Here is a 25439-nt window from a genome sequence, read left to right as displayed (position 1 = left end):
TTGCATGCAGCGCGGCCACCACTACACTCTTGTCCAAACGGAACGCAGCACCCGAGGAGAGATGATCTTGAGACACGCAAGCAAGGCTTTGGCGCACCCGAATACCGCGATGGTCAAGGCGATGGCGCTGTCCATTCTGGCCGCGATGCTGCTTCTGGCGCAGGCGATCGCCGCGCAGGCTCGCCCCGAAAGCTTTGCGGATCTCGCGCAGAAGATCAGCCCGGCGGTCGTCAACATCACAACCTCGACGACCGTCGCCGACGGTCGCGGCGCCGGGCCCATCGTGCCCGACGGCTCGCCCTTCGAGGAGTTCTTCCGGCAGTTTCAGGATCGCGGCGGCGACAGCCCCGCACCGCGCCAGCGCCGCAGCTCGGCGCTCGGCTCCGGCTTCGTGATTTCCGAGGACGGCTATATCGTCACGAACAACCACGTGATCGAGAGCGCGGACGAGATCATCATCGAATTCTACGAGGGCGGCGAGCTCGAGGCGACGGTGATCGGAACGGACCCGAAGACCGACATCGCGCTTTTGAAGGTCGAGGCGGACAATCCGCTGCCCTTCGTGGCCTTCGGTGACAGCGATACGGCCCGTGTGGGCGACTGGGTCATGGCGATGGGCAATCCGCTCGGGCAGGGCTTTTCGGTCAGCGCCGGGATCGTCTCGGCCCGCAATCGCGCGCTTTCGGGTACCTATGACGACTACATCCAGACCGACGCGGCCATCAACCAAGGCAATTCCGGCGGCCCGCTCTTCGACATGGACGGCAAGGTCGTGGGAGTGAACACCGCGATCCTCAGCCCCAATGGCGGCTCCATCGGCATCGGTTTCTCGATGGCGTCCAACGTGGTCACGCGGGTCGTCGACCAGCTTCAGGAATTCGGCGAGACGCGCCGTGGGTGGCTGGGTGTGCGCATTCAGGACGTGACCGAGGACGTGGCCGAGGCGATGGGCCTCGACATCGCGGCGGGCGCGCTGGTGACGGATGTGCCCGAAGGCCCGGCGGCCGATGCGGGCATGAAGGCTGGCGACGTCATCACCTCCTTCGACGGGGTCAAGGTGCCCGACACGCGCGAGCTTGTCCGGCAGGTGGGTGAGACCGAAGTCGGCAAGACGGTGCGCGTCGTCGTCTTCCGCGACGGCGGCACACAGACGCTGAAGGTGACGCTGGGCCGCCGCGAGGAGGCCGAGGGCGCCGCGGACATGGACGGCGACGACACGCCCGATGCCGCGCCCGAGCCGCAGACGATGATGGGCCTCACCCTCGCGCCGCTCGACGACGAGCTGCGCGCGCAGCTCGAGCTTGCGCCCGATGCCGAGGGCCTTGTCGTGCAGGATATCGATCAGGTGTCCGAAGCCTATGAGAAGGGCCTTCGCGCGGGCGATGTCATCACCGAGGCGGGCCAGCAGGCCGTGGCCGGGATCGAGGATCTCGAGGCGCGCATCGACGAGGCGCGCGAGGCCGGGCGCAAGTCCATCCTGCTTCTGGTGCGCTCGAACGGACAGCCGCGCTTCGTCGCGCTCTCGCTTTCGGACGAGTGATCCGGGGGCGCGAAGGCGCCACGACCCAGGCAATTCGAGGCCCCGCCCGGAACAATCCCGGGCGGGGCCTTTGCATTCCGGCGCGCGCTTCGTGGTGAATGTCGCTTTTGGTCTATGAAAATGTCGCTTTGGTTGCATGCGCGAGACAAGTTCGCTAAGCGTGCCCTCTCGGTGGTGCGGAGCCTCTCCGCGCCGCATGTGCATCCTCCGTTGGATGCAGCTCCCGCACTCCCGGTGCGGGCCGGCGCGGCGCCACAAGCCGCGCGGCAATGAAACGAATGTCGGCCTCGCGCGTTAACTGTTTTTACGTGGTGTATTTTTAAGCCGACATAGCGGAAAGGGACGATAGATGGTCGATCAGACAGCGGACCAGGGGATACCGGCGCCGGAGGGCACGTCGGATATCATCGAGACCGATTACGAAATCGGACAGGACAACGTCACAACGAAGATCGGGCCCTTCGGCCTCGATTTTCACAACCCCGTCTTCGCGATGGCCGGCATCGCCGTCATCGCCTTCACATTCTTCGCGCTGGCGCTGCCCGATCAAGCCAGCGCCGTCTTCTCGTGGCTCTTCGAATTCGTTACGAAAAGCTTCGACTGGTTCTTCCTGAGCGCGGCGAACATCTTCGTGATCTTCTGCCTTGCGCTGATCGTCAGCCCCTTCGGCTCGATCCGGCTCGGCGGCTCAGAAGCGACGCCCGACTACAGCTATCTGGGCTGGTTCGCGATGCTCTTCGCGGCGGGCATGGGGATCGGCCTAATGTTCTTTGGTGTCTCCGAGCCGATGAGCCATTTCGGCAGCGCGCTCGGCGGCACGACCGCCGAGGACGGCATGCGCACCGACTGGGCGCCCCTGGGCGCGGCGGCGGGCGACGAGGCGGCGGCGACGCGGCTCGGCATGGCGGCGACGATCTTTCACTGGGGTCTGCACCCTTGGGCGATCTACGCGGTCGTTGCGCTGGCGCTGGCGCTTTTTAGCTATAACAAGGGCCTGCCGCTGACACTGCGCAGCGCCTTCTACCCGATCTTCGGCGAGCGCGTCTGGGGCTGGACCGGCCATATCATCGACACGCTGGCCGTCTTCGCGACGCTCTTCGGCCTTGCCACCTCGCTGGGCTTCGGCGCCGAGCAGGCGGCATCCGGCCTGACCTTCCTCTACGGCTCGGGCGATGCGGCGGAAGGCACGCGTAGCTTCCTCGGGATCACCTACGGCAACAGCGAGGAAAGCGGCGTCGCGGACAACAGCGCGCTTCTGGTCCTGCTGATTTCGGGCATCACCGCGATCGCGCTCATCTCGGTCGCGCGTGGCCTCGATGGCGGGGTCAAGGTCCTGTCGGAGATCAACATGGGCCTCGCGGGACTATTGCTTCTCTTCACGCTGATCGTGGGCGGGCCGATCTTTCTGCTGACCTTCTTCGCCGACAGCCTCTGGGCGTATCTTCAGAACATCTTCGCGCTCAGCAATCCGTTCGGCCGCGACGACACCAACTTCATGCAGGGCTGGACGTCCTTCTATTGGGCGTGGTGGATCAGCTGGTCGCCCTTCGTGGGCATGTTCATCGCCCGCGTGAGCCGGGGCCGCAGCGTGCGCGAATTCCTGATCTGCGTTCTTCTGATCCCCAGCCTCGTCTGCGTGCTCTGGATGAGCGTCTTCGGCGGCACGGCCATCAGCCAAGTCGTGAACGACGGCTACACGGCGGCCAAGGATGCGGCGCTCGAGCTCAAGCTATTCTACATGCTCGACCAGTTGCCGCTGGCGACGATCACGTCGACCATCGGTATCATCCTCGTCGTGGTGTTCTTCGTGACATCCTCGGATTCAGGCAGCCTCGTGATCGACACGATCACGGCGGGCGGCAAGGTGGACGCGCCGGTCACGCAGCGGGTGTTCTGGTGCATCTTCGAGGGTGCGGTCGCGATCGTCCTTCTGATCGGCGGCGGCCTTGCGGCGCTGCAATCGGCGGTGATTTCGACGGGCCTTCCCTTCACCCTCGTGCTGCTCGTGATGTGCTGGGCCATCTTCAAGGGCCTGCAATCCGAGAAACGCGCCTGACGCACAGGCCCTTCGCGGGCGGACATGGCCCCCCGGCGCTTGCGCGTCGGGGGGCTTTGCTGTTTTCTGCCTCGGGAACAATCGGAGGCGCCGGGATGAGCAGCGGTTTGGACATGGATTTCGTGCGCGGCCAGTTTCCGGCCTTCGCGGAGCCGTCGCTGGCCGGGCAGGCCTTCTTCGAGAATGCGGGCGGCTCCTATGCCTGCGCGCCGGTGATCGATCGGCTGACGCGCTTCTATCACCAGCGCAAGGTACAGCCCTACGCGCCCTACGAGGCCAGCACGCTCGGCGGCGCCGAGATGGACGAGGCGCGCGTGCGCCTTGCCGCCATCATGGGAATCGAGACCGACGAGCTGAGCTTCGGCCCCTCGACGACGCAGAACACCTATGTGCTCGCGCGCGCCTTCGCCCAGTGGATGCGCCCCGGCGACGCGATCATCGTCACCAATCAGGATCACGAGGCCAATACCGGCCCGTGGCGCCGCCTCGCGGATGAGGGCTTCGAGCTGCGGGAGTGGTGCATCGATCCCGATACTGGCCATCTCGACACCGCCGATCTCGAGGAGCTTCTGGACGAGCGCGTGCGCCTCGTGTGCTTCCCGCATTGCTCGAACGTGGTGGGCGAGGTCAATCCCGTGGCCGAGATCACTGCGCTCGCCCACGCGGCGGGCGCCTTCGCCTGCGTCGATGGCGTAAGCTACGCGCCCCACGGCATTCCGGATGTGGGCGCACTCGGGGCGGATATCTATCTTTTCTCGGCCTACAAGACCTATGGACCGCATCAGGGGATCATGGCGATACGCCGCAACCTCGGGATGATGCTGCCCAATCAGGGGCACTATTTCAACGAGGCGAGCCTCTACAAGCGCTTCACCCCGGCGGGGCCCGACCATGCGCAGGTCGCGGCCTGCGCGGGCATGGCCGATTACATCGACGCGCTGGCCGCGCATCACGGGATTGGAGGCGATGCGGCGGCGCGGGGGCAGGGTGTGCATGACCTGATGCGCGCGCATGAGGAGGCGCTCCTGCAACCGCTGCTCGATTACGTGGCCGCGCGCAATTCGGTGCGCCTCATCGGGCCGGCCAGCGCCGCGGGCCGCGCGCCCACGGTTGCGCTGCGCTGCGAGCGTCCCGGCGAGGAGGTGGCGCGCGATCTGGCGCCGCATGGCATCATGGCGGGCGGCGGCGATTTCTACGCGGTGCGCGCGCTACGGGCGATGGGCGTCGATCCCGCGCATGGCGTGCTGCGGCTCAGCTTCGTGCATTACACGACCGAGGCCGAGGTCGTTAAGCTCATGACGGCGCTGGACGAAGTCCTTTGACCCGGCGCGCGGCGCGCTATGTCCTCGCCAAGATGACACGACCCCGGACCCAAGATGAGCGATAGCAAACCCGTACTCCTCTGGCTCCGCCGCGATCTGCGGCTGAGCGATCATCCCGCCCTGACCGCCGGCCTGAAGGCGGGCGGGCCGGTCATCCCCGTCTTCATCCATGACGAGACCGTCGCCGCGCTCGGCGCCGCGCCGAAATGGCGCCTCGGCCTCGGCCTCGAGGCGTTCGCCAAGGCGCTCGAGGAAAAGGGCAGCCGCCTTATCCTGCGCAAGGGCGACGCGCTCGAGCAGCTGCGCGCTCTGGTGGACGAGACCGGGGCAGGGGCCGTGCATTGGTCGCGGCTCTATGATCCGGACGCGATCGAGCGTGACAAGGCGGTGAAATCCGCGCTCAAGGAGGACGGGATCGACGCGCAGAGCCATGCCGGACACCTGATGTTCGAGCCCTGGACCGTCGAGACCAAGGATGGCGGCTATTACAAAGTCTACACACCCATGTGGCGCGCGGTGAAGGACCGCGACGTGGCCGAGCCGCTGAAGGCTCCGGCCAAGCTGAACCCGCCTAAGGATTGGCCCGCCTCGGATGCGCTCGATGACTGGAAGATGGGCGCCGCGATGGATCGCGGCGCGCAAATCTGCCTGCCGTACCAACAGGTCGGCGAGGCCGCGGCGCAGGACCGGCTGGCATGGTTCGTCGATGGGCCGATCAACGATTACGGCGACGCGCGCGACAAGCCCGCGGTCGACGGCACGTCGTGCCTTTCGGAGAACCTCGCGCTGGGCGAAATCAGCCCCGCGCAATGCTGGCATGCAGGCCTGCGCAAGCTGCACGAAGGCTCGAAAGGGGCCGAGCAATGGATCAAGGAGCTGGTCTGGCGCGAATTCGCCTATCACCTTCTTTATCACACGCCGCAGATCGCCACGCGCAATTGGCGCGAGAAATGGGACGAGTTCCCGTGGAACGAGAATGGCGACACGGACGAGGTCATGGCGTGGAAACAGGGCCGGACGGGGATCAAGTTCGTTGATGCGGCCATGCGCGAGATGTATGTGACGGGCCGCATGCACAACCGGGCGCGCATGATCGTGGCGAGCTACCTGACCAAGCACCTGATGACGCATTGGCGCGTCGGGCAGGCGTGGTTCGACGCGCATCTGACCGACTGGGACATCGCCTCGAATGCGCTGGGCTGGCAATGGGCGGCGGGCTGCGGGCCGGACGCGACGCCCTATTTCCGCATCTTCAACCCCGAAACCCAGCTCGAGAAATTCGACAAGCAGGGAAACTATGTGCGCGCGTGGATCGTGGAAGGCATGAAAGAGCCGACCGAAAGCGCGCTCAGCTATTTCGACGCGATCCCGCGCAGCTGGAACATCGGCCCAGACGATCCCTATCCCGAGCCTGTCGTGGGCCTGAGCGAAGGGCGCGAGCGGGCCTTGAACGCCTATCAGGATCGCTCGTTTTGAGCGGCTCCGCCGAGATGAACCGCCCCATGCCGATGCGCATGGCGGCCAATGAGAACGGAAAGACCGCCGACATGATCCTGACTTCGACCGACGGGCAGAAAGACCTGCCGCGCTATTTCGCCCGTGTCTTCGAGAAGACGAAGAACATCAATCGCGGCCGGCTCGATTTCGTGCTGCCCGACGGGCGCGTCTTTCGCGCGGACGGGCCGAACCCCGGACCGGTCGGCGAAGTGCATCTGCACAACACGGACGTCTTCGCGCGGCTCATCCGCGAGGGCGATCTGGGCTTTTGCGATGCCTATCTCGATGGCTGGTGGTCCACGCCCGATCTTCAGGCGCTGATGGATTTCATCTGCACCGACAACGAGGATGTCTATGACGGCTTTCCCGGCATGGGCCTCGTGCGGGCCTTCGAGCGGGCGCGGCACTGGCTGCGCGGCAATTCCAAGGGCCAGGCGCGCAAGAACATCAGCCATCATTACGATCTCGGCAATGATTTCTACAAGCTCTGGCTCGACGATACGATGACCTATTCCAGCGCCATCTTCGAGACCGGACAGGAAAGCATGGAGAAGGCGCAGATCGCCAAATACGCCTCGATGGTGGACCGGATGGGCGTCGCGCCGGGAGATCACGTTCTGGAAATCGGCTGCGGCTGGGGCGGGTTCGCCGAATACGCCGCCGCCGAGCGCGGGCTCAAGGTCACGGGCCTCACCATCAGCCGCGAGCAACTCGTCTATGCGCGCGAGCGGATCGAGAAGGCGGGCCTGTCGCATATGGTCGATTTCAAGATGCAGGATTACCGCGATGAGCGCGGCGTCTATGACGGCATCGCCAGCATCGAGATGTTCGAGGCCGTGGGCCAGCAATACTGGCCGGTCTATTTCCAGACCGTGCATGACCGCCTGCGCCCCGGTCGCAGCGCGACGCTCCAGATCATCACGATCAGCGATGCACGCTGGGATGTCTACCGCAAGGGCGTTGACTTCATTCAGAAATACATCTTCCCGGGCGGCATGCTGCCCAGCCCCAGCGCCCTGCGGGCCGAGGTGGAGCGGGCGGGCCTCATCGTCTCGGGCTCGGTCGAGTTCGGCGAAAGCTACAGCCAGACGCTGCGCCGCTGGCATGACCGCTTCAACGCGTCCTGGGACAGTGTGGCCGCCCTCGGGTTCGACGAGCGCTTCCGCCGGATGTGGAATTTCTACCTGACCTCTTGCGCCGGATCGTTTCACGCGGGAAACTGCGACGTGACGCAGATCACGATCGCAAAACCCGGATAAGCCATGCCCGCAATGAGCTCGATGCCCACCGCCGCCCGTCTCGTCGCGGCTCTGTCGCTGGGGGCGTTGGGCTGGCTCGCCTCGGACCTCATCCGCCCGCTCATGCCCGAGGGCACGGCGTTCGGCTGGTTCAACTTCGTCAATCTGGGCCTCGGGATCCTCTGCGGATGGATCGTCATCGGCAGCCGTGCGGGGCGCGGCTTTGCCGATGCGCTGGCCAACGGGCTGACCGGTGTTCTTGCGCTCGTCATCTGGGGCTTCTTCGTGCAGAGCCTCAATCTGATGCTCAAGCAGAGCATGGAAAACCGCTACGACGGCCCGTTCGAGGCGATCATCGGTATCTTCCGCAATGCCGTCGATTACGCGCAATACCTGATCGATCCGCCGCTCATCACCGTGCTTCTGGTGGGTGGCATGCTGACCGGACTTCTGGCCGAGTTCGCCGCGCGGCGCTGGACCTGACATGCAGGATGTCTTTCTCTACGGCACGCTCCGCGATGCGGAATTGCGGGACATCGTGCTGGGCGAGGGGGCCGAGACGCGCATGGCGGTGCTGCCGGACCATGCCGTCGCCTGGGCCGAAGGGCAGATGTATCCAACCATATCGGCAAAGGACGGCGCCGAGGCGCCGGGCCTTTTGCTGACCGCGCCGAGCGCGGCGCTGCTCGAGCGGCTCGACTTCTACGAGGGCGGCTTCGGCTATGATCTCGCGCCGGTGACGGTACGCGAGGGCGAGGGCGGGGGCGAGCGCGCCGCGCGTGTCTATTTTCCGCGTCCCGGCGCCGTGCCGCCCGGCGCGCCGTTCGATCTCGAGGAGTGGCAGCGCCGCTTCGGCGCGCTCAGCCGGCTCGCCGCGCGCGAGGCGATGGGCTATCTCGGGCGGATGGACGCAAGCACCCTCGCCGCGCGCATGCCGATGATCCGCGCCCGTGCCTCGGCCCGGCTCTCGGCGGCGCAGGGCGTTCCGGCCGATGTGCGCACCGATACCGGCGCCGAGCGGATCGAGACACTCGAGACCGAAGTGAACCATATCGGGTTTTACCGCTTCGAGACGCGCTGCCTGCGCCATCCCACCTTCTCGGGACGGATGAGCGAGACCGTGCGCCGCGAGATGATGATCGCGACCGACGCTGCGATGGTGCTGCCCTACGATCCGGTCCGCGACCGCATCCTTCTGGTCGAACAGTTCCGCATGGGCCCTTTCGGGCGCGGCGATCCGCGCCCGTGGATGCTCGAGCCTGTGGCGGGGCGCATCGATGCGGGCGAGACCCCCGAAGAGGCGGCGCGCCGCGAATGCGAGGAGGAGGCGGGGCTGACACTCTCGCGGCTCGAGCCGATCGCCAGCTATTACTGCACGCCCGGTTATTCGACCGAGTATTTTCACAATTTCGTCGGCATCGCCGATCTGCCCGACGATCTGCCGCGGCTCGGCGGGCTCGACAGCGAGGCGGAGGATATCCGCCTGCACCTGCTGGACTTCGAGGCCGGGATGCGCCTGATCGAGACGGGCGAGGCCGATAACGGCCCGCTTCTTCTGTCGCTTCTGTGGCTTGCGCGGGAACGGGCCCGGTTGCGCCGCGCCGCTTGAGTCCCCTCGCCACTGCCCCTAAATGTGAGGGCAACGTTTCAACGCGGAAAGGACGCGCCATGCGCATTGCCGAGGATCTGGCCGACGCGGTCGGAAACACCCCCCTGATAAAGCTGCGCCGTGCCAGCGAGGAAACCGGGTGCACCATCCTCGGCAAGGCCGAGTTCCTCAATCCGGGGCAGTCGGTCAAGGATCGCGCGGCGCTCTACATCATCCGCGACGCCGTGGCGCGCGGCGAGTTGAAGCCGGGCGGCACCATCGTCGAGGGCACGGCGGGCAATACCGGCATCGGCCTCGCGCTTGTCGGCGCGTCGATGGGCTTCAAGACGGTCATCGTCATTCCCGAAACGCAAAGCGAGGAAAAGAAGGACATGCTGCGCCTCGCGGGCGCGGAGCTGGTGCAGGTGCCCGCCGCGCCCTACAGCAATCCGAACAATTTCGTGCGCTATTCCGAGCGGCTGGCCAAGGAATTGGCCAAGACCGAGGAAAAAGGCGTGATCTGGGCCAACCAGTTCGACAATACCGCCAACCGCCTCGCCCATATCGAGACCACCGGCCCCGAGCTGTGGGAGCAGACGGGCGGCAAGCTCGACGGCTTTTGCTGCGCCGTGGGGTCGGGCGGCACGCTCGCGGGTGTCGGGATGGCGCTTCAGCCGAAGGGCGTGAAGGTCGCTCTGGCCGACCCGATGGGCGCGAAGCTCTATAGCTATTACACCACCGGCGAGCTCGAGAGCGAGGGCGAGAGCATCGCCGAAGGCATTGGGCAGGCGCGCATCACCGCCAATCTCGAAGGCTTCACCCCCGACTTCGCCTACCAGATCAGCGATCACGAGGCGCTGCCCATCGTCTTCGATCTGCTGCACGAGGAGGGGCTCTGCATGGGCGCCTCGACGGGCGTGAACATCGCGGGCGCGATGCGGCTCGCCAAGGAAATGGGGCCGGGCCACACCATCGCGACGATCCTCTGCGACTACGGCTCGCGCTATCAGTCCAAGCTCTACAATCCCGAATTCCTGCGCGAAAAGGGCCTGCCGGTGCCGGACTGGATGACGGGCGCGCCCCGCTCGATCCCGGGTGTCTTCGCCGAATGATGCAGCTTCTGCGCAATCTCCTGCTTGCGCTGACGCTGGCGCTGGTGCCCGCGGGTGCCGCCATTCTGGCCGCGCCCGACGCCGCCCATGCCCAGCAGCCGCCGGACGCGCCCGATTACGAGCGTTGGGAGGCGCTGGCTGACCGGGCCAGCAACGCCATCGCAAATCAGCGCGCGTCGCTCGCCGCCTTCGAGAAGCTGCGCGAGGATATCGCCGAATGGCGTACGGTCTTCGCCAACGCGCAAAGCATCAATGCGAGCGCCATCGCCACGCTCGAGGCGCAGCTCAAGGCGCTCGGACCCGCGCCCGCCGAGGGCGAGGAGGAAAGCGCCGATATCGCGCGCGAGCGCGAAGCGCTGAACGACCGGCTGGCGGAATTGCGCGCGCCCGTCACGCAGGCGCAGGCGGCCTATAGCGAAGCCGACGAGATGATCCGCAGCGTCGATCGCATCATCCGCGAGCGGCAGACCGAGGAACTTCTGGAGCGCGGGCCGTCGCCGCTCAACCCGGCGCATTGGTCCGAAGGGGTCGGCGCGTTCTTCTCGACCTTCACCACCGTGCGCGCCGAGGTGCTGGGCCTGCTCGCAAGCCCCACGGAGCGCGCCGCGCTCACCTCGACGCTGCCGGCCGTCGCGCTCATCTCGCTCATCGGTCTCGTGCTTCTGGTGCGCGGACGCTTCTGGGCGGAATGGCTGGTGCGCATGCTGCTGCCGGTCAAGGTCACCTCCGGCGTGTGGCTGATCCGCTTCGTCATGTCGCTGGGCGAGATCGTGATGCCCGTGCTCGGTATGCTCCTTCTCGCCGTGGCCGCCGGGATCAGCGGGCTTGTCGCCACGCACGCTTCGGCCCTCATCGACAGTCTCTTCGGCGCGGTCTTCATCTTCCTCGTCGCGCGCTGGCTGTCGCGGCGTCTCTTCGCACGCGAGGATGACGGGCGCCTTCCGCTCCGGCTCGAGGCGGATGACCGCCGCAAGGGGCGGCTCTACGGCGCGCTGCTCGGCATCGTGGTGGCCGTGCTCTACCTGCTGCGCGACGTGGCGGACGGCAATGGCTGGACATCCGAAGCGCGGGTCGTGGTCGTCTTCCCGATCATGGTCATCGCCGGGCTGCTGCTGATCCGTCTCGCCCGGCTGCTGGCCGTGCATTGCCGCGCCTCCGATCAGACCGATGACGACACGGACAGCGGCGCCAACACCTATCGCAGCCGCCTCGGACGGCTTCTGTCGCGCCTGCTGACCGGCGTCGCCGTGGCCGCGCCCTTCCTTGCGGGCGTCGGCTATTACAAGCTCGGCATGGGCCTTCTGCTGCCGTCGCTCATGTCGCTGATGCTGATGGCGACGATCCTCGTTCTGCGCGGGGTCGTGGTGGAGATCTACGTCCTCGCCACCCGCAAGAGCGAGGGCACGTCCGACGATCTCGTTCCGATGCTCGCCGGCTTCGTTCTGGTCCTTCTGTCGCTGCCGGTTTTCGCGCTCATCTGGGGCGCGCGCGTTGCCGATCTGAGCGAACTCTGGGTGCGTTTCAAGCGCGGCGTCACGCTCGGGGATCTGACGATCTCGCCCACGATCTTTCTCACGCTCGCCGTCGTCTTCACGCTCGGCTTCGTGCTGACGCGGGTGCTTCAGGGCACGCTCAAGAATTCGCTCCTGCCCAAGACCAAGATGGAGATGGGCGCGCGCGACGCCATCGTCTCGGGCGTCGGCTATGTCGGCATCCTGCTCGCCGCGCTCATCGCCATCACGAGCGCGGGGATCGACCTCAGCAGCCTCGCCATCGTGGCCGGTGCGCTCTCGGTCGGTATCGGTTTCGGCCTTCAGAACATCGTGTCGAACTTCGTGTCCGGCATCATCCTGCTGATCGAGCGCCCCATCAGCCAGGGCGACTGGATCGAGGTGAACGGCCAGCACGGCACCGTGCGCGAGATTTCCGTGCGCTCGACCCGGATCGAGACCTTCGACCGCTCGGACCTCATCATCCCGAACTCCGACCTCGTCAGCGGGGTCGTGACCAACTACACCAAGGGCAGCACCGTCGGCCGTCTCATCGTCAAGGTCGGCGTCGCCTACGGCACCGACACCAAATGGGTCGAGGGCATCCTGCGCGAGATCGCGACTGATCATCCCATGGTCCTGATGAACCCCGAGCCGACGATCCTCTTCCGCGGCTTCGGCACGGACAGTTACGATTTCGAGATCCGCGCCATCCTACGGGACGTGAACTGGATCATGAACGTCGCCTCGGACATGAACCACGCCATCGCCAAGCGTTTCAGCGAAGAGGGCATCGAGATCCCGTATCAGCAGCGCGATCTGTGGCTGCGCAACCCCGAGATGCTGACCGGCGCCGCCGCGGGCGCGGCACAGAAAAAGGGCGCCGAGCCGGACGCGCCCCAGCCGAAGCCCGAGGCGCAGCACATGGATGACGGCGACGGCGCAGGCGATCCCGACGGGGACGGGAGATGAGCCTGCCGCTCTTCCGCGAGGACGCCTATCTGGCCGAGACGGCCGGCACGGTCGCGGCGCATACCGCCGAGGGCGGCGTCGTGCTCGACCGCACGATCTTCTATCCCACCGGCGGCGGCCAGCCCGGCGACAGCGGCACGCTCGACTGGACGGGCGGCAAGATGGAGGTGGCCACGACAGTGAAGGGCGAGGGGAGCGCCATCGTCCTCGTGCCCGCCGCGCCGCAGGCGCTGCCCCCCGTCGGCGCCGAGCTGCGCCAGATCCTCGACTGGCCGCGACGCCACCGCCTGATGCGCATGCACACCGCGCTCCATCTTCTGTCGGTCGTCATTCCCATGCCCGTCTCGGGCGGCGCGATCGGCGAGGCGCGCAGCCGGCTCGATTTCGACATGGCCGAGCCGCCCGAGGACCCCGAGGCGCTCGAGGCCGCGCTCAACGCGCTGGTCGATGCCGATCTTCCGGTCAGCGAGGAATGGATCACGGGCGCCGAACTCGACGCCGATCCCGGCCTCGTCAAGACGATGTCGGTCGCCCCGCCGCGCGGCGCCGGCGACATCCGCCTCGTGCGCATCGGCACAGCCGCGCCGTGGACCGACCGTCAGCCCTGCGGCGGCACCCATGTGGCGCGCACCGGCGAGATCGGCTGGCTGCGCTTCGGCAAGATCGAAAAGAAAGGGCGCCAGAACCGCCGGATCTATCTGCACCTGGGCGACTGAGCGGGCGATTATGCCCTTGATCTGCCCTCCCACCCCCCGTTAAAGAGGCGCAACGGAGCGGTGGCCGAGTGGTCGAAGGCGCACGCCTGGAAAGTGTGTAGGCGGGAAACCGTCTCGAGGGTTCGAATCCCTCTCGCTCCGCCATCAGGCCTACCCGTGGCCCCTGAAACTCCCAACATCTTTAGTATGCAGTCCAGTTTACGCTGAGCGTCCCCGCACCCGGGCCTTCTGACTTGCAGAAAATTCTGCACCAAAAATGGCACCGCAGGATCCACGGCGCCATTCTCTCTGTGGTTTCCAATATCCATCATCGGCCAGTCCGATCGGGCGCCCGCCTCACACCTCCAGCGGGGCGCCTTTGCGGGTCCAGGCCAGGGGCTTGACTGGCTCGTCGAGGGGCGTTTCCGCGATGTGGTTGATGTAGTTGGACATCACTTTCTGCGAGAGGCCCAGAATGACGTCGAGCGCGGCGCGGTGCCCGTAGCCTGCGGCGAAGAAGGCGTCCATCTGGTCCTGCGTCACGTTGCCCCGGCTGCGCAGCATCTGGAGCGTGAACGTGCGCAGCGCTTCGAGCTTCGGCGAGGGCAGGGGCGTTTCGTCCCGGAGCGCGGTGCTGATCTCGTCCGAGACCTTCATGCGCTTGGCGATGCCGGTATGGGCGGGGACGCAGTAATGGCATTCGTGCTCCACGTTGATCGTCTGCCAGACGACCGTCAGCTCGTCCGCGTCGAACTCGGTCTCGGTGAAGAGCTTGTGCAGGACCTGATAGCCCTCGAGCACCTGCGGGCTCGTCGCCATGACCTTGTGAAGTCCCGGCAGGCGGCCGAAGGCCTTCTGCGAGTTCTCGAGCAAGTGTTTGGATGCGTCGGGCGCGGTTTCAAGATCGTGGGAAGGAAAGTCGGTCATCGGAGGCTCCGTTGAAATAGAGATGATCATTCACATTTGCACTTTCTTGAGTGATCATTCAAGTATATAAATGAGTGATTGTTCAATAATGATGTTCCGCCCATGCCCCGCCCACCTTCCTTCGACCGTGACGAACTGATCGAGCGTGCCTGCCGGCTGTTCTGGCGGCAGGGCTGGGCGGGCACGTCGATGAAGGATCTCGAGGCCGAGCTGGGGTTGAAGCCCGGCAGTTTCTACGCGGCGTTCGGATCGAAGGACGCGCTCTTCGCGCTCGCGCTCGAGCGATATGCGGCGGATGGGGCCGCGCGCCTCGGGGCGCTCGAGACGCGCCTCGGCCCGGTCGAGACGTTGAAGGCGCATCTCGCGCAGGTCGTGTCGCGCGAGGACGGCGCGCCGCTGCCCTGCATGCTGGCGAAGACGGTGCTCGAGCTCGGCCCGAAGGGCCACGCGCTCGCCGACAAGGCGCAGACATGCCTCGGTGCGATGGAGGCAAGGTTCGCCGCGCTTTTCCGACAGGGCCAGGCGGTCGGGCAGATCGCGCCGCATCACGATCCAGAAAGGCTCGCGCGGCGCTTTCAGTCCGATCTTCTGGGCCTGCGCGTCACGGCGCAGCGCCCCGATGTGGACGCCGATGCGCTCGCCGCCGACATCGGACGCGATCTCGACAGGCTCGGGTAATCTTCGATACTTCGCTCAGCTATTGCGCGCGAAGCCGGACCGCCTCCCCGGTCACGAGCTTTTCCGATACACCAGCTCGGCCTCGTCATCAACCGAGAAGCCCGTCGCCAATTCCTGCATCTCGGCATGGAGCGGTGACTTGATGCAGGCGGGATCGGTGGCCGCTGCGTCTCCGGCGAGGGCCATCGCCTGGCATCTGCATCCGCCGAAATCGAGCTTGCGCCGGTCACATGTCCTGCAAGGCTCCTGCATCCATGCCTCGCCGCGATAGGCGTTGAAGGCGGATCCGTGATACCAGATGTCCGCGAGGGGCCTCTTTTTGACGTTGTCGAACTCGAGCGACGGAATGGTCTGGGCGGCATGGCAGGGCAGCGCGAGGCCGTCGGGCGTGATGTTGAGGCCCGTCCGGCCCCAGCCGCCCATGCAGCGCTTGGGATAGTCGCCATGGTAATCCGCCGGGACGTAATCGATGACCAGTTGGCCTTTCAACCTCGCTCGGGCCTCGGTGACGATGCGCCCCGCCTCCTGCGCCTGCGCGCGCGTGGGCATCATCGCGGCGCGGTTCAGCATCGCCCAGCCGTGAAACTGCACGGTCGCGATTTCGACCCGGCGCGCCTTCAGCGCGACGGCCATGTCGATCGCCTCCGGCAGCTGGTGCAGGTTCTGCCGGTGCAATACCACGTTGAGCGTGAGCGGAAATCCGGCGGCGACGATCCAGTCCGCGGCCTGCATCTTGCGCGCGAAGGCGCCCTTGTATCCGCCGATGCGGTCGGCCATCGCGGCATCCGTTCCTTGCAGCGAGAGTTGCACATGATCGAGACCCGCGGCATCGAGCGCCGCGAGACGCGCCTCGGTCAGGCCGATCGCGGAGGTGATGAGATTGGTGTAGAGTCCCGCCTCCCGCGCCGCGCTCACCAGATCGACCAGATCGCGGCGCGCCGCAGGCTCGCCCCCTGAAAGATGAAGTTGCAGCACGCCGAGCGCGGCCGCCTGCCGAAAGACATCCGCCCAGTCCCGCATCGAAAGCTCGGTATCCCGCGCCGCCATCTCGACGGGGTTCGAGCAATAGGGGCAGGAGAGCGGGCAGCGATGGGTAAGCTCGGCCAGCATCGCGATGGGGGGCGGGATGCTCATGGCGATATCTCGAGGATCCTGCGGTCGAGAAGGCCGCCGATATAATCCTGAACATCGCCCGCGATCCGCTCGGCGGGGGCATCATAGAGCTCTGCCAGGCTGTCGATGATGGCGCGCATGTTTCTCTGGCCGTCGATCTGCCCGAGGATGGCGAGGCCGACCGGATCGAGGTCGAGGACACGTTCCGGGGCCAGCAGCACGGTCTTGCCGCGCACCCTGTCCTCGTGAAGGCGCACCCCGCGCGGAAGGCACGGCACCGCGTCGCCGGCGATCTGCGCCGCGCCCTCAGTCATGCCGCACCGCCCGAAAGATGCGTGCCCGGCTGCCACGCGCCCGGCGGGATATGCGCGGGCGCGACGTAGGCGGCGTGAAGGGCGTCGAGCTGCGCCCAGAGCACATCGGTCTTGAAGGTGAGCGCCGCCGCGGCGGCGTCCTGCTTCTCGGCGGTGTCGGCGTGATCGAGTACCCATGCCAGCCCGAAGGCCACGTCTTTCGGGGCCTCGCTCAGACGATTGCGGAAATAGGAGAGGCTGCTGTCATCGGCGAAGGCGTAATGCGCCAGAAGCCCCTCGATGCGGCTGGCATGTATCTTGGGCGCGAAAAGCTCGGTCAGGGAGGCGGCGACGGCCTCGAGAAGCGACGTGTCGCGCACGAAACGCACATAGGCATCGACGGCGAACCGCGTGGCGGGCAGAACGCCCTCGGCGCTCGCCACATAGTCCCGGTCCAGCCCGACCGCATCGGCCAGGCGGAGCCAGCGCGCGATGCCGCCCTCGTTTCCATCGCTGCCGTCATGATCCTCGATGCGCGAGCGCCAGGCGCGGCGCAACGCCGGATCCTCGACGCGGCTCATGAAGGCGGCGTCCTTCATCGGGATGCGCGACTGGTAATAGAAGCGGTTGATGACCCAGGCGCGCACCTGATCGGGGGTGCAGCCGCCCGAATGCAGCAGCTCGTGGAAAGGATGCTTGTCGTGATAGCGCTCCGCGCCGATCTGGCGCAGACGCTCTTCGAAGGCGCAGCGTTGAAAGCTCACAACGCGATCTCCATCCCGTCACGCGCGATGATCCAGCCCGCCGCCTCGGCTTCCTCGCGCTCGGCGGAGTTCGGGCGCAGCACAGGGTTCGTGTTGTTCATATGCACGAAGACCTTTCGCTTGACGGATATGCCCTCGAAGGCGGCGATCGAGCCATCCGGGCCCGACATCGACATATGCCCCATGCGCGCGCCAGTTTTTTGGCTGAGACCGGCGCGGACCATCTCGTCGTCGCGCCAGAGCGTGCCGTCGAAAAAGATCGTGTCGGCCCCGTCGATGCGCGCGGCGAGGTCGCCCCGCAGTGCGGCGCAGCCGGGGATGTAGAAGGCGGATTTGGCCCCGGCGCGCAGATGCACCCCCACGGTCTGCTCGCCCTCGAGGTCGGTTCGGACCTCCGCCCCCTCGAGATAGAGCGGCACCTTGCCCGGAACCGGGAAAAGCCGCGCGACAAGGCCCGGCGCAATCTCGACCTCCTCGTCCAGCCGGATCTCCACGCGGGGGACGATCCGGGCATCGAGCACGTCGAAGACCGGGTTCCGCCTCAGTATCTCATGTATCTCGGGCGTGGCGAAGAGCGTGAACGCCTGCTGCTCACGCAAGGTCAGAAGGCCCGCGATATGATCGATATCCCCATTGGTCAGCAGAACCGAGCGGATGGGGGAATGGCGCAGGCCGGCGGGATGCAGCGCCTTTGCCCTGCGCAACTGGTCCCGCAGATCCGGCGAGGCGTTGAGGATCGCCCAATCACTGCCGTTCGCGGTGACGGCGAGCGAGGATTGGGACTGGTGCGGGATCTTGCCCGTGCGGGCCCGCGTACAGTTCTCGCAACCGCAATTCCATTGCGGCAGACCGCCACCGGCCGCGGCTCCGAGGATATGCGCGCGCGCGGTCACAAGACGTCTCCGCGCGCCGGGCGATCAGTAAAGAACGCCGTCGTCGCCTTCGCGCTCTTCGCCGCCGGGGCCGTACATGTTGATTTCCATGCCGCATTCGATTTCGCGGATAACGGGTTTCGTCCAAGCCATGACGCTCTCTCCTCGATAAAACTCTGCCATCCGACTATGCGGCAGGCGGTGCGGGTTGTCCATGAAGCCGGGATCACGGGTCCGTGGCCCCACTCGCTTCTTTTCGTGGAAACGGGGCGGCGCGCCGCCCCGCCCCCGGTCATTCCTGCGGCAGCGCGAAGGCCATCACGATGTCGCCGCGCCCCATAAAATCGTTTAGACCTCCGATGGTCACGACGACATATTGCCGCCCGTCCGGGCCGACATAGGACATGGGCGTGGATTGCGAGCCGAGCGGCAGATCGCCGCGCCAGATCTCCTCTCCGGTCTCCGAGTTGAAGGCCCGCAGATAGTAATCCTGCGTACCCGAATAGAAGGTCAGTCCCCCGGATGTGGAGATGGGGCCGCCGACCAGCGGCAGGCCGACCGGCATCCGCCAGCCGGTGCGGATGCCGAAGGGGCCGGTCTCCTCGATGGTGCCGACGGGGCGCTGCCACAGGATCGACTGCGTCTCGAGGTCGATCGCCGTCATCGTCCCGTAGGGCGGCTCCTGGCAGGGCACGCCGACGAAGGAGAAGAAGTTCGAGCGCATCGCGCCATAAGGCGCGCCGTCCTGCGGGGCGAGTCCGTCATGCGGGCCGACCACCTCGACGCCGAGCGAATCCGCCACATCGCGCGGCAGGAGTTGCAGAAGATGCGCCACGCGCGTGTCGTTCACGATCAGGAGGCCGCGCTCTTCGTCGATCGTGCCGCTGCCCCAGTTCATGCCGCCGAAATAGCCGGGCCAGATCAGCGTGCCCTGTTCGGACATCGGAGTGAAATCGCCCACGTAATAGGCCTGCCGGAAGCGGATGCGGCAATAGAGCTGGTCGAGCGGCGTCGCGCCCCACATGCGCGCCTCGGTGAGCTCTTCCGCCCCGATCGAGGGCATGCCCACCGAATAGGGCTGCACGGGCGACAGGTAATCCGGCTCGACGCCGCCTTCGGTCGGGACCGGCAGATCCTGAACTTCGGTGATGGGCGTGCCGTCGCGGCGGTCCAGCACGAAGGTCTGGCCGCGCTTGGTGAGCTGGATCAGGGCCGGAACCGTCTCGCCCGCCGCGTTCGTCAGATCGTAGAGCATCGGCTGCGAGGGCACATCGTAATCCCAGATATCGCGGTAGGTCGTCTGGAATTTCCACGCGACTTTGCCGGTCCGGGCGTCGATCGCCACCACGGAGGAATTCCAGTCATTCGCCGCCTCAACGCGCGAGCTGCCGTAGAAATCGGGCTGCGCGTTGCCGGTGGGCAGATAGACCAGCCCCAGCTCGGGATCGAAGGCCGGGGTCGACCAGACATTCGGTGTGCCGCGCGTATAGGTCTCGCCCTCGGGCGGCAGCGTCTCGATCTCGGGATTGCCGATATCCCACGCCCAGACGATCTCGCCCGTGCGCCCGTCGAAGGCACGCACGACGCCCGACGGCTCGTCGAGCGCCATGCCGTCCCAGACCCAGCCTCCGAGAATGATCTGATCGCCCATCACGGTGGGCGCCGATGTCGGGAAGTAGAATCCGGGGCGCACCTCGCCCATGTTGCGGGTCAGATCGACCGAGCCGCCCTCCCCGAAACTTGTGCAGAGCGCGCCGGTTTTCGCATCCAGCTGGATGAGGCGCGCGTCCACTGAACTCATCACGATGCGGGCGGCGCATGTGCCCTCCGCATCCGTCTGAGCGCCCTCGAGCGCGGTGGGCCGGTAATGCGTCACCCCCCGGCAGCGCTGCCAAAGCGGCGAGCTCGCCTCGGGATCGAAACGCCAGACCTGAGCGCCCGTCACCGCGTCGATCGCGCTGACGATGTTGTTCGGCGAGCAGTGATAGACCAACCCGTCGACGTAGAGCGGCGTATTCTGATCCTGCCCGGTGCCCGAGGGCGCATCGCCGTAATTGTAGCTCCACGCCACCTCGAGCTGATCGACATTCTCGGGCGTGATCTGGTCGAAGGGCGCGAAGCGCGTGCCGCTGGGCGTGCGCCCGTAATGCGCCCATTCCACCCCGGCCTCCTCGCCGAGTGGCGTGCGCGCGACGGGCGCGGCATTCGCGATGACGCCCTGCGGCGTGGCCATGCCGTAGAAAAAACCGCCGATCCCGATGGCCAGCAACAGCGCGGCGATCACGCTCGCCGCCCGCCCGCGCCCGTCGTTCAGCGACGGGATGAGCAGGACCGCGGCGATCGCCAGAACCATCGGCGCAACAAGGCGCGGCACGAGCGGCCAGACGGCGAACCCCGCCTCCCAGACGGCCCAGAGCGCGGTGCCCAGAAAGACCGCGCCGAAGATCCACGCCCCGCGCAGCGATCCTTTCCAGTAATAGACGCCCGAAGCGATCAGGCCCGCTCCGGCCAGCGTGTAATACCACGACCCCCCGAGCGAAATGAGCCATAATCCCGGCACCGCCATCAAGGCGCCTACCAGGGCGAGAACCACGCCGAATACCTTAGCCAATGCATTTTCCTCAAATTTTTTCGATTTATCCGCCGCTGCGGCGCCGGGTGTCAAGCTTGGTTGACGCGAAAATGTCTGGCGGTTGTGAATTGGCCTTCACTGCTTGGCTTTTGGCCAAAGGATGATCGAAAGATGTTGGTGCCGTTACTTCCGCTCAACTTATGGAGGCTTTCCCGTAGCCGAGGTGATCCTGCTTCTGATGGGCGACGAGTGCATCCTGATCAGAGCATACCTTTCGACTGTAAATGTACGGTTACAGGCGGTTTACGCGATGCGTAAGTCTGTCACAGACGAGCGAACTGCCGAAAAGGTTTATGTCGAACTGCACTGACCTGATCGCGTTACAAAACCACGGGACGAAGCGGACCATTAGACTATTCAAGATCCAGAGCGCTGATAAGGTCGCGGCATGATCTGCGTCTCGACTTTCTCGGCTTGGGCCGGACGCGCTATTTTGAAGAGGACGAACACCATGACCGACCCGATTTCTGCCTTCGACGGCGTTACGCGCCTCAAGTCGCCGGGGCGCAGTGCCGTGTCGGACAATGCGCCGGTGGAGCGGACGGTCGCGGAGGTGCTTCGGGCGGTGCGCGAGCGGGGCGACGCGGCGGTGCGGGACTACTCGAAGCAGTTCGATCAGGCCGATCTCGCGACTTTCGAGGTGAGCGCAGAGGAGCGGCAGGCGGCTCTCGATGCGCTCGATCCGCAGAGCCGCGCGGATACGGAGTTCGCGATCGATAACGTGCGCGCCTTCGCCGAAGCGCAGCTCGCCACGATCCTGCCGCTCGAGGTCGAACCGCTGCCGGGCGTTCACATGGGCCACCGTGTGATCCCGATGGAGCGCATCGGGGCCTATGTGCCGGGCGGGCGCTATCCGCTCCTGTCGGCGCCCGTGATGACCATCGTGCCGGCGAAGGTCGCGGGCGTCAGCGAGGTCATCGCCTGCCTTCCGCCCAACGCGCACCCGGCCATGATCGCGGGGTGCCACCTCTCGGGCGCGGACCGCATCTTCCGCATCGGCGGCGCGCAAGCCATCGCGGCCATGGCTTTCGGCACCGAGACGGTGCCGCGCGTCGACAAGATCGTGGGGCCGGGCAATGCCTTCGTGAACGAGGCCAAGCGGCAGGTCTTCGGGCCCATCGGGATCGACCAGTTGGCCGGGCCTTCGGAGATTTTCGTGCTGGCCGATCACACCGGCGACGCCGAGATGATCGCGGCGGACATGCTGGCGCAGGCCGAGCATGACGTGCGCACGCGCGTCGGTCTCATCACGACCGACGCCGCGCTGGCCGAGGCCACGCTGGCGGAGGTCGAGCGCCAGTTGCGGGACCTGTCGACCGCCGAGACGGCGGGCGCGGCCTGGCGCGATTATGGCGAGATCGCGGTCTGCGAGGACGAGGCCGCGATGATCGCCTATTCGGATCACATCGCGGCCGAGCATCTTCAGATCCATACCGAGGACGCGCATGGCCTCGCCGCGCGCCTGCGCAATTACGGCTCGCTCTTCATCGGCGAGCTGGCGAGCGTGGTCTATTCCGACAAATGCTCGGGCACCAATCACACGCTGCCGACGATGGCGGCGGGGCGCTATACCGGCGGGCTTTGGGTGGGCACCTATGTGAAGATCGCGACGCATCAGTGGCTGACCCCGGACGGGGTCAAGCAGGTGGCCCCGCCCGCCGCGCGGCAGGCCGCGACCGAAGGCATGGAAGGCCACCGGCGCGCGGCACAGATGCGCCTCGATCGGATTCAGGCGCGCCGCACATGAAAACGCCCCGCCCCCGGTGAGGGGCGGGGCGCGATCGCGGGCCGATAGGCTGGGAGATCAGAAGCTGCTATAGCCGCGCGGATCGTTGTCGATGCCGTTGCGGGCCGCGGGCGGGCGCGGCGCGTTGGCGGCGGGCGCCGATTGCGCGCCGAGAAGCGCCATGAGCTGCGCGCGCATCTCGGGCGTGATCCCGTCGAGATCGAAGGGCACGGTGCTGGCCTTGTCGAGCGGCGCGAGCTTGAACTTCTCCACCGTCTCGCGCATCGCATCGGTCGAAGCGCGCATCTGGTCCGAGGACGCGGCCAGCTCTTCGGCCTGAGCCGACACTTCGAGGCCGGTCTTGGACAGGTCCGTCGCGGCGCAGCTGATCTGCTCGATGCCCTTGGATTGCTCCTCGCTCGCCTGGCTGATGAGGTCCACGCGCTGCTGCACGGTGCCGATCTCGGCATGGATCTTCTTGAAGGCGGTCTCGGAGGCCGAGGAGGCATCGACGCCGCGCGCGACGTTCTTCGTCGCCTCGGCGATGAGATCGGAGGTCTCCTTGGCGGCCTTGGCCGAGCGGCCGGCGAGGTTGCGCACTTCCTGCGCCACCACGGCGAAGCCCCGCCCATGCTCGCCCGCGCGGGCGGCCTCGACGGCGGCGTTCAGCGCCAGAAGGTTGGTCTGGAAGGCGATCTCGTCGATCGACTTGATGATCTTGGCGATCGCTTCGGAGGAGGTGCGGATGGCGTCCATCGCATGCACCATGTCATCCACCGTGCCGATGCCTTCGGTCGCGAAGGCGGTCGTCGTCTGGACCAGCGCGCGCATCTCGCTCGTCTGGGTCGAGTTGGCGCGCACGGTCTGCTCGGTCTCCTCGATGGCGGCCGAAATCTCGTCCACCGCGCTCGACTGGCTTTGCGACGCTTGCGACAGAGCCTGTGCCGAGCCGTTGATCTGCACGATGCCGCTCGCCAGCTGGGTGATCTGCTCGCGCACCTCGTGGATGATGCGGTTGAGATCGCTCATGGCGGTGAGGAGCGACGACACCGTCTTGCGATAAGCGCCCTTGAAGACCGAGGTATCGACTTCGCGGTCCATGCGGCCCGAGGCCAGATCGCGCGCGATGCGCGAGATTTCCGCGACGGTGTCCTGGAAGGCCGAACGGGCACCTTCGATCGCGTCGGTGATGAACTGGCGATCGCCCTCCATCGGCTCGAAATGATAGTCGAAATCGCCCTCGGCGAAGGCCTGCATGCAGTCGATCACCTTGCACTTCGTTTGGTAGTGACCGTCGACCATCAGGTTCACGTTCTGGGCCACTTCCTGATAGTGTTCCGTCAGCCCCTCGAGATCGGCGCGGGCGTGAATGCGGCCCTCGTGATGATCCGTGGCCATGCTCGAAATGCGCTCGATCAGTGTCTGGATCTGGCGCTTGCTTTCATTAGCGGATGTGGCGTCCCGAAGCTCGACCACGTAGCGCACGGCGGTCTTGCCGCCCGCGAAGATCGGCACCACGCTGAAGGCGATGGTCTTGCCGCCGGCGTGCAGCTTGGTGTGCAGCGGCTCGCGCATCGTCGCCAGCATGCCGCGCTGATGGGCCGGGTTCTTGTGGAAAACATCCACCGATTTGCCCAGCACTTCGCTGACCTTGAAATGCGGCAGATCCTTTTGAATGTCGCTTTCGATCTTGGTGAACATCGTCGCCGCCGCGCTGTTCACGAAGCGGATGTGAAGCTCCGCATCCGCGATGATGATCGGCGTTTCGAGTGCCTCGTAGGCTTCGAGGCCGTCGACGGGTTTCCAGTCGGCGCCTGTCTCTGGGGAAGTCTTTGTCATCGATCTCTCTTCGGTTGAAGCGCCGAAAAAAGAACGGCACTGCGGGAGTTTATGCAATTCCCGCACCGCAGATTGAGTATCGAAAGTATGTATCGCGCTCGCTAAAGCGTCCGCGTGATCTCAGGGCGCGCAGCGCGTCACAGAAGCGAGCGCTCGCGGCTGATCATCGCGGCATGCGCGCGGTTGCGCGCGCCCAGCTTCTTGCAGATCGAGCGCATGTGCATCTTGACCGTGACCTCGCTGGCGTCCATGTCGCGCGCGATTTCCTTGTTCGTCATCCCGTCGGCGGCGAGGCGCAGCACGAAAAGCTCTTTTTCCGACAGATCATGACCGTCCGAAGCCTTGTCGCCCCCGCCGGCCTCGGCGGGCACGAATATCTGGCCCGAGACGATCAGCTGGATGACGCTGTTCAGCGCCTGGAGCGGCATCGTCTTGGGGATGAGGCCACGGCAACCCAGCTCCAGCGCGCTGTTGAGGAAATGGCGGTCGACCATTCCGGTGAAGAGCACCACCTTGCCGGGCGCGGCCTTGTCCACCACGGTCTTGATGCTGTTGATGCCCATCATGCCGGGCATTTTCAGGTCCAGAAGCACCACGTCGAAGCCGTCTTCGCCGTTCAGCATCGCCAGCGCGCCGTCGAGCGTGTCGGTGGTGATCGCCTCGTATCCGGGCTGGGCGTTCAGCATCGTGCCGACCGCCTCGGCCAACAGATTGTGATCGTCGGCGAGCAAAATCCTGAGAGTCATTCCGTCACGGTCCTTCCCTGGCGCCCGGCCCATCCCGAAACGGGGCCGGACGACGTATGTTAGCGCCCTGAGGCGATGTTAAACGTTTCGTTAGGTCATTCAATGGTGGGTTTGCGATCCAAAGATATTCGTGTTCCGCGCGCGCAGTCTCAATCGCGGCTGAGCGCCTTTGCAATGAGGTTCCGCGCCGCACCCGTGATGCAGGCCCCGGCGCAGATGAAGAGCACGGTCGCTTTCAGCGGTGGCGCTTCGAGGCCGGTGCCGAGACACCACAGCCCGACGCCGATGAAGGTGAGGGTCGAGATCATCTCGCCGGTCGAATGGTGGCGTTTGCGCATG

Annotated in this window: 22 protein-coding genes and 1 tRNA gene; 13 read left to right on the top strand and 10 right to left on the bottom strand. The window is 66.0% G+C overall.

The genetic code is table 11. The features are described 5' to 3' along the window. The first annotated feature begins 109 nt into the window (after positions 1-109). The 11 genes from ACGRVM_RS05830 (at position 110) to ACGRVM_RS05780 (ending at position 13675) form a co-directional block, all read left to right on the top strand. Complete coding sequence (locus ACGRVM_RS05830) at positions 110-1540, top strand: DegQ family serine endoprotease (RefSeq protein WP_377169978.1); 1431 nt, start codon at positions 110-112, stop codon at positions 1538-1540. A 349-nt stretch (positions 1541-1889) separates the two neighbouring features. Next, positions 1890-3596 carry a BCCT family transporter gene (locus tag ACGRVM_RS05825; RefSeq protein ID WP_377167693.1) on the top strand — a complete coding sequence of 569 codons (1707 nt, stop codon included), beginning with the start codon at positions 1890-1892 and terminating at the stop codon, positions 3594-3596. Positions 3597-3691: 95 nt separating this feature from the next. After that, the gene (locus ACGRVM_RS05820; protein WP_377167696.1) at positions 3692-4918 is read left to right on the top strand and encodes an aminotransferase class V-fold PLP-dependent enzyme; all 1227 of its coding nucleotides are present in this window, start codon (positions 3692-3694) and stop codon (positions 4916-4918) included. A gap of 54 nt (positions 4919-4972) precedes the next feature. After that, complete coding sequence (locus ACGRVM_RS05815) at positions 4973-6394, top strand: cryptochrome/photolyase family protein (protein WP_377167699.1); 1422 nt, start codon at positions 4973-4975, stop codon at positions 6392-6394. Between the two features lie 71 nt (positions 6395-6465). Continuing rightward, positions 6466-7674: a class I SAM-dependent methyltransferase gene (locus ACGRVM_RS05810; protein ID WP_377169980.1), complete on the top strand. Its 1209-nt coding sequence runs from the start codon at positions 6466-6468 to the stop codon at positions 7672-7674. A 21-nt stretch (positions 7675-7695) separates the two neighbouring features. Then, positions 7696-8136, top strand: a complete 441-nt coding sequence (locus tag ACGRVM_RS05805; protein ID WP_394624026.1) for a TrgA family protein — start codon at positions 7696-7698, stop codon at positions 8134-8136. Between the two features lies 1 nt (position 8137). Further along, positions 8138-9262: an NUDIX domain-containing protein gene (locus tag ACGRVM_RS05800; protein WP_377167705.1), complete on the top strand. Its 1125-nt coding sequence runs from the start codon at positions 8138-8140 to the stop codon at positions 9260-9262. Between the two features lie 59 nt (positions 9263-9321). Continuing rightward, positions 9322-10353: a cysteine synthase A gene (locus tag ACGRVM_RS05795; protein WP_377167708.1), complete on the top strand. Its 1032-nt coding sequence runs from the start codon at positions 9322-9324 to the stop codon at positions 10351-10353. Beyond that, positions 10350-12815 carry a DUF3772 domain-containing protein gene (locus tag ACGRVM_RS05790; protein WP_377167711.1) on the top strand — a complete coding sequence of 822 codons (2466 nt, stop codon included), beginning with the start codon at positions 10350-10352 and terminating at the stop codon, positions 12813-12815. The genes ACGRVM_RS05795 and ACGRVM_RS05790 overlap by 4 nt, the downstream gene beginning before the upstream one ends. Beyond that, positions 12812-13531 (top strand): alanyl-tRNA editing protein, encoded by a 720-nt coding sequence (locus ACGRVM_RS05785; RefSeq protein WP_377167714.1) that lies wholly within the window; start codon positions 12812-12814, stop codon positions 13529-13531. Before ACGRVM_RS05790 ends, ACGRVM_RS05785 begins: the two co-directional genes overlap by 4 nt. A gap of 54 nt (positions 13532-13585) precedes the next feature. Then, positions 13586-13675 (top strand) — tRNA-Ser (locus ACGRVM_RS05780). A gap of 192 nt (positions 13676-13867) precedes the next feature. Here ACGRVM_RS05780 and ACGRVM_RS05775 read toward each other — a convergent pair. After that, entirely contained in the window at positions 13868-14437 is a 570-nt protein-coding gene (locus ACGRVM_RS05775) for a carboxymuconolactone decarboxylase family protein (protein WP_377167717.1), read from the bottom strand. A gap of 102 nt (positions 14438-14539) precedes the next feature. Here ACGRVM_RS05775 and ACGRVM_RS05770 point away from each other — a divergent pair, with 102 nt between their 5' ends. Beyond that, positions 14540-15115 (top strand): TetR/AcrR family transcriptional regulator, encoded by a 576-nt coding sequence (locus tag ACGRVM_RS05770; RefSeq protein ID WP_377167720.1) that lies wholly within the window; start codon positions 14540-14542, stop codon positions 15113-15115. Positions 15116-15166: 51 nt separating this feature from the next. Here ACGRVM_RS05770 and pqqE read toward each other — a convergent pair whose 3' ends face one another. The 6 genes from pqqE to ACGRVM_RS05740 form a co-directional block, all read right to left on the bottom strand. Continuing rightward, positions 15167-16249 (bottom strand): pyrroloquinoline quinone biosynthesis protein PqqE, encoded by a 1083-nt coding sequence (gene pqqE / locus ACGRVM_RS05765; RefSeq protein WP_377167723.1) that lies wholly within the window; start codon positions 16247-16249, stop codon positions 15167-15169. Further along, positions 16246-16542 (bottom strand): pyrroloquinoline quinone biosynthesis peptide chaperone PqqD, encoded by a 297-nt coding sequence (pqqD, locus tag ACGRVM_RS05760; RefSeq protein WP_377167726.1) that lies wholly within the window; start codon positions 16540-16542, stop codon positions 16246-16248. Before pqqD ends, pqqE begins: the two co-directional genes overlap by 4 nt. Then, positions 16539-17285 carry a pyrroloquinoline-quinone synthase PqqC gene (gene pqqC / locus ACGRVM_RS05755; RefSeq protein ID WP_377167729.1) on the bottom strand — a complete coding sequence of 249 codons (747 nt, stop codon included), beginning with the start codon at positions 17283-17285 and terminating at the stop codon, positions 16539-16541. Before pqqC ends, pqqD begins: the two co-directional genes overlap by 4 nt. Continuing rightward, positions 17282-18178 (bottom strand): pyrroloquinoline quinone biosynthesis protein PqqB, encoded by an 897-nt coding sequence (gene pqqB, locus ACGRVM_RS05750; protein ID WP_377167732.1) that lies wholly within the window; start codon positions 18176-18178, stop codon positions 17282-17284. The genes pqqC and pqqB overlap by 4 nt, the downstream gene beginning before the upstream one ends. A gap of 24 nt (positions 18179-18202) precedes the next feature. Next, the gene (pqqA, locus tag ACGRVM_RS05745) at positions 18203-18310 is read right to left on the bottom strand and encodes a pyrroloquinoline quinone precursor peptide PqqA (RefSeq protein ID WP_377169982.1); all 108 of its coding nucleotides are present in this window, start codon (positions 18308-18310) and stop codon (positions 18203-18205) included. 139 nt (positions 18311-18449) lie between these two features. Continuing rightward, entirely contained in the window at positions 18450-20768 is a 2319-nt protein-coding gene (locus ACGRVM_RS05740) for a membrane-bound PQQ-dependent dehydrogenase, glucose/quinate/shikimate family (protein WP_377167735.1), read from the bottom strand. Between the two features lie 472 nt (positions 20769-21240). Here ACGRVM_RS05740 and hisD point away from each other — a divergent pair, with 472 nt between their 5' ends. Further along, positions 21241-22536, top strand: a complete 1296-nt coding sequence (gene hisD, locus ACGRVM_RS05735) for a histidinol dehydrogenase (protein ID WP_377167738.1) — start codon at positions 21241-21243, stop codon at positions 22534-22536. 57 nt (positions 22537-22593) lie between these two features. Here the strand turns inward: hisD and ACGRVM_RS05730 are convergent, their stop codons facing one another. From ACGRVM_RS05730 to ACGRVM_RS05720, 3 genes are all read right to left on the bottom strand, one after another. Next, a complete protein-coding gene (locus tag ACGRVM_RS05730; protein ID WP_377167741.1) occupies positions 22594-24354 on the bottom strand; it encodes a methyl-accepting chemotaxis protein in 1761 nt (586 codons plus the stop codon). Between the two features lie 137 nt (positions 24355-24491). Further along, positions 24492-25100 (bottom strand): response regulator transcription factor, encoded by a 609-nt coding sequence (locus ACGRVM_RS05725; RefSeq protein WP_377167744.1) that lies wholly within the window; start codon positions 25098-25100, stop codon positions 24492-24494. A gap of 149 nt (positions 25101-25249) precedes the next feature. Then, positions 25250-25438, bottom strand: a complete 189-nt coding sequence (locus ACGRVM_RS05720) for a hypothetical protein (protein WP_377167747.1) — start codon at positions 25436-25438, stop codon at positions 25250-25252. Between the last annotated feature and the right edge of the window lies 1 nt (position 25439).

The sequence above is a fragment of the Roseovarius aquimarinus genome (assembly GCF_043661195.1).
GTDB lineage: Bacteria > Pseudomonadota > Alphaproteobacteria > Rhodobacterales > Rhodobacteraceae > Roseovarius > Roseovarius aquimarinus.
This window is presented reverse-complemented; position numbering and strand designations above follow the sequence as displayed.

Coding starts and splice junctions, on each gene's coding strand:
- ACGRVM_RS05830 (WP_377169978.1), top strand. CDS start 110: ATGGTCAAGGCGATGGCGCTGTCCATTCTGGCCGCGATGCTGCTTCTG.
- ACGRVM_RS05825 (WP_377167693.1), top strand. CDS start 1,890: ATGGTCGATCAGACAGCGGACCAGGGGATACCGGCGCCGGAGGGCACG.
- ACGRVM_RS05820 (WP_377167696.1), top strand. CDS start 3,692: ATGAGCAGCGGTTTGGACATGGATTTCGTGCGCGGCCAGTTTCCGGCC.
- ACGRVM_RS05815 (WP_377167699.1), top strand. CDS start 4,973: ATGAGCGATAGCAAACCCGTACTCCTCTGGCTCCGCCGCGATCTGCGG.
- ACGRVM_RS05810 (WP_377169980.1), top strand. CDS start 6,466: ATGATCCTGACTTCGACCGACGGGCAGAAAGACCTGCCGCGCTATTTC.
- ACGRVM_RS05805 (WP_394624026.1), top strand. CDS start 7,696: ATGCCCACCGCCGCCCGTCTCGTCGCGGCTCTGTCGCTGGGGGCGTTG.
- ACGRVM_RS05800 (WP_377167705.1), top strand. CDS start 8,138: ATGCAGGATGTCTTTCTCTACGGCACGCTCCGCGATGCGGAATTGCGG.
- ACGRVM_RS05795 (WP_377167708.1), top strand. CDS start 9,322: ATGCGCATTGCCGAGGATCTGGCCGACGCGGTCGGAAACACCCCCCTG.
- ACGRVM_RS05790 (WP_377167711.1), top strand. CDS start 10,350: ATGATGCAGCTTCTGCGCAATCTCCTGCTTGCGCTGACGCTGGCGCTG.
- ACGRVM_RS05785 (WP_377167714.1), top strand. CDS start 12,812: ATGAGCCTGCCGCTCTTCCGCGAGGACGCCTATCTGGCCGAGACGGCC.
- ACGRVM_RS05775 (WP_377167717.1), bottom strand. CDS start 14,437: ATGACCGACTTTCCTTCCCACGATCTTGAAACCGCGCCCGACGCATCC.
- ACGRVM_RS05770 (WP_377167720.1), top strand. CDS start 14,540: ATGCCCCGCCCACCTTCCTTCGACCGTGACGAACTGATCGAGCGTGCC.
- pqqE (WP_377167723.1), bottom strand. CDS start 16,249: ATGAGCATCCCGCCCCCCATCGCGATGCTGGCCGAGCTTACCCATCGC.
- pqqD (WP_377167726.1), bottom strand. CDS start 16,542: ATGACTGAGGGCGCGGCGCAGATCGCCGGCGACGCGGTGCCGTGCCTT.
- pqqA (WP_377169982.1), bottom strand. CDS start 18,310: ATGGCTTGGACGAAACCCGTTATCCGCGAAATCGAATGCGGCATGGAA.
- hisD (WP_377167738.1), top strand. CDS start 21,241: ATGACCGACCCGATTTCTGCCTTCGACGGCGTTACGCGCCTCAAGTCG.
- ACGRVM_RS05730 (WP_377167741.1), bottom strand. CDS start 24,354: ATGACAAAGACTTCCCCAGAGACAGGCGCCGACTGGAAACCCGTCGAC.
- ACGRVM_RS05725 (WP_377167744.1), bottom strand. CDS start 25,100: ATGACTCTCAGGATTTTGCTCGCCGACGATCACAATCTGTTGGCCGAG.
- ACGRVM_RS05720 (WP_377167747.1), bottom strand. CDS start 25,438: ATGCGCAAACGCCACCATTCGACCGGCGAGATGATCTCGACCCTCACC.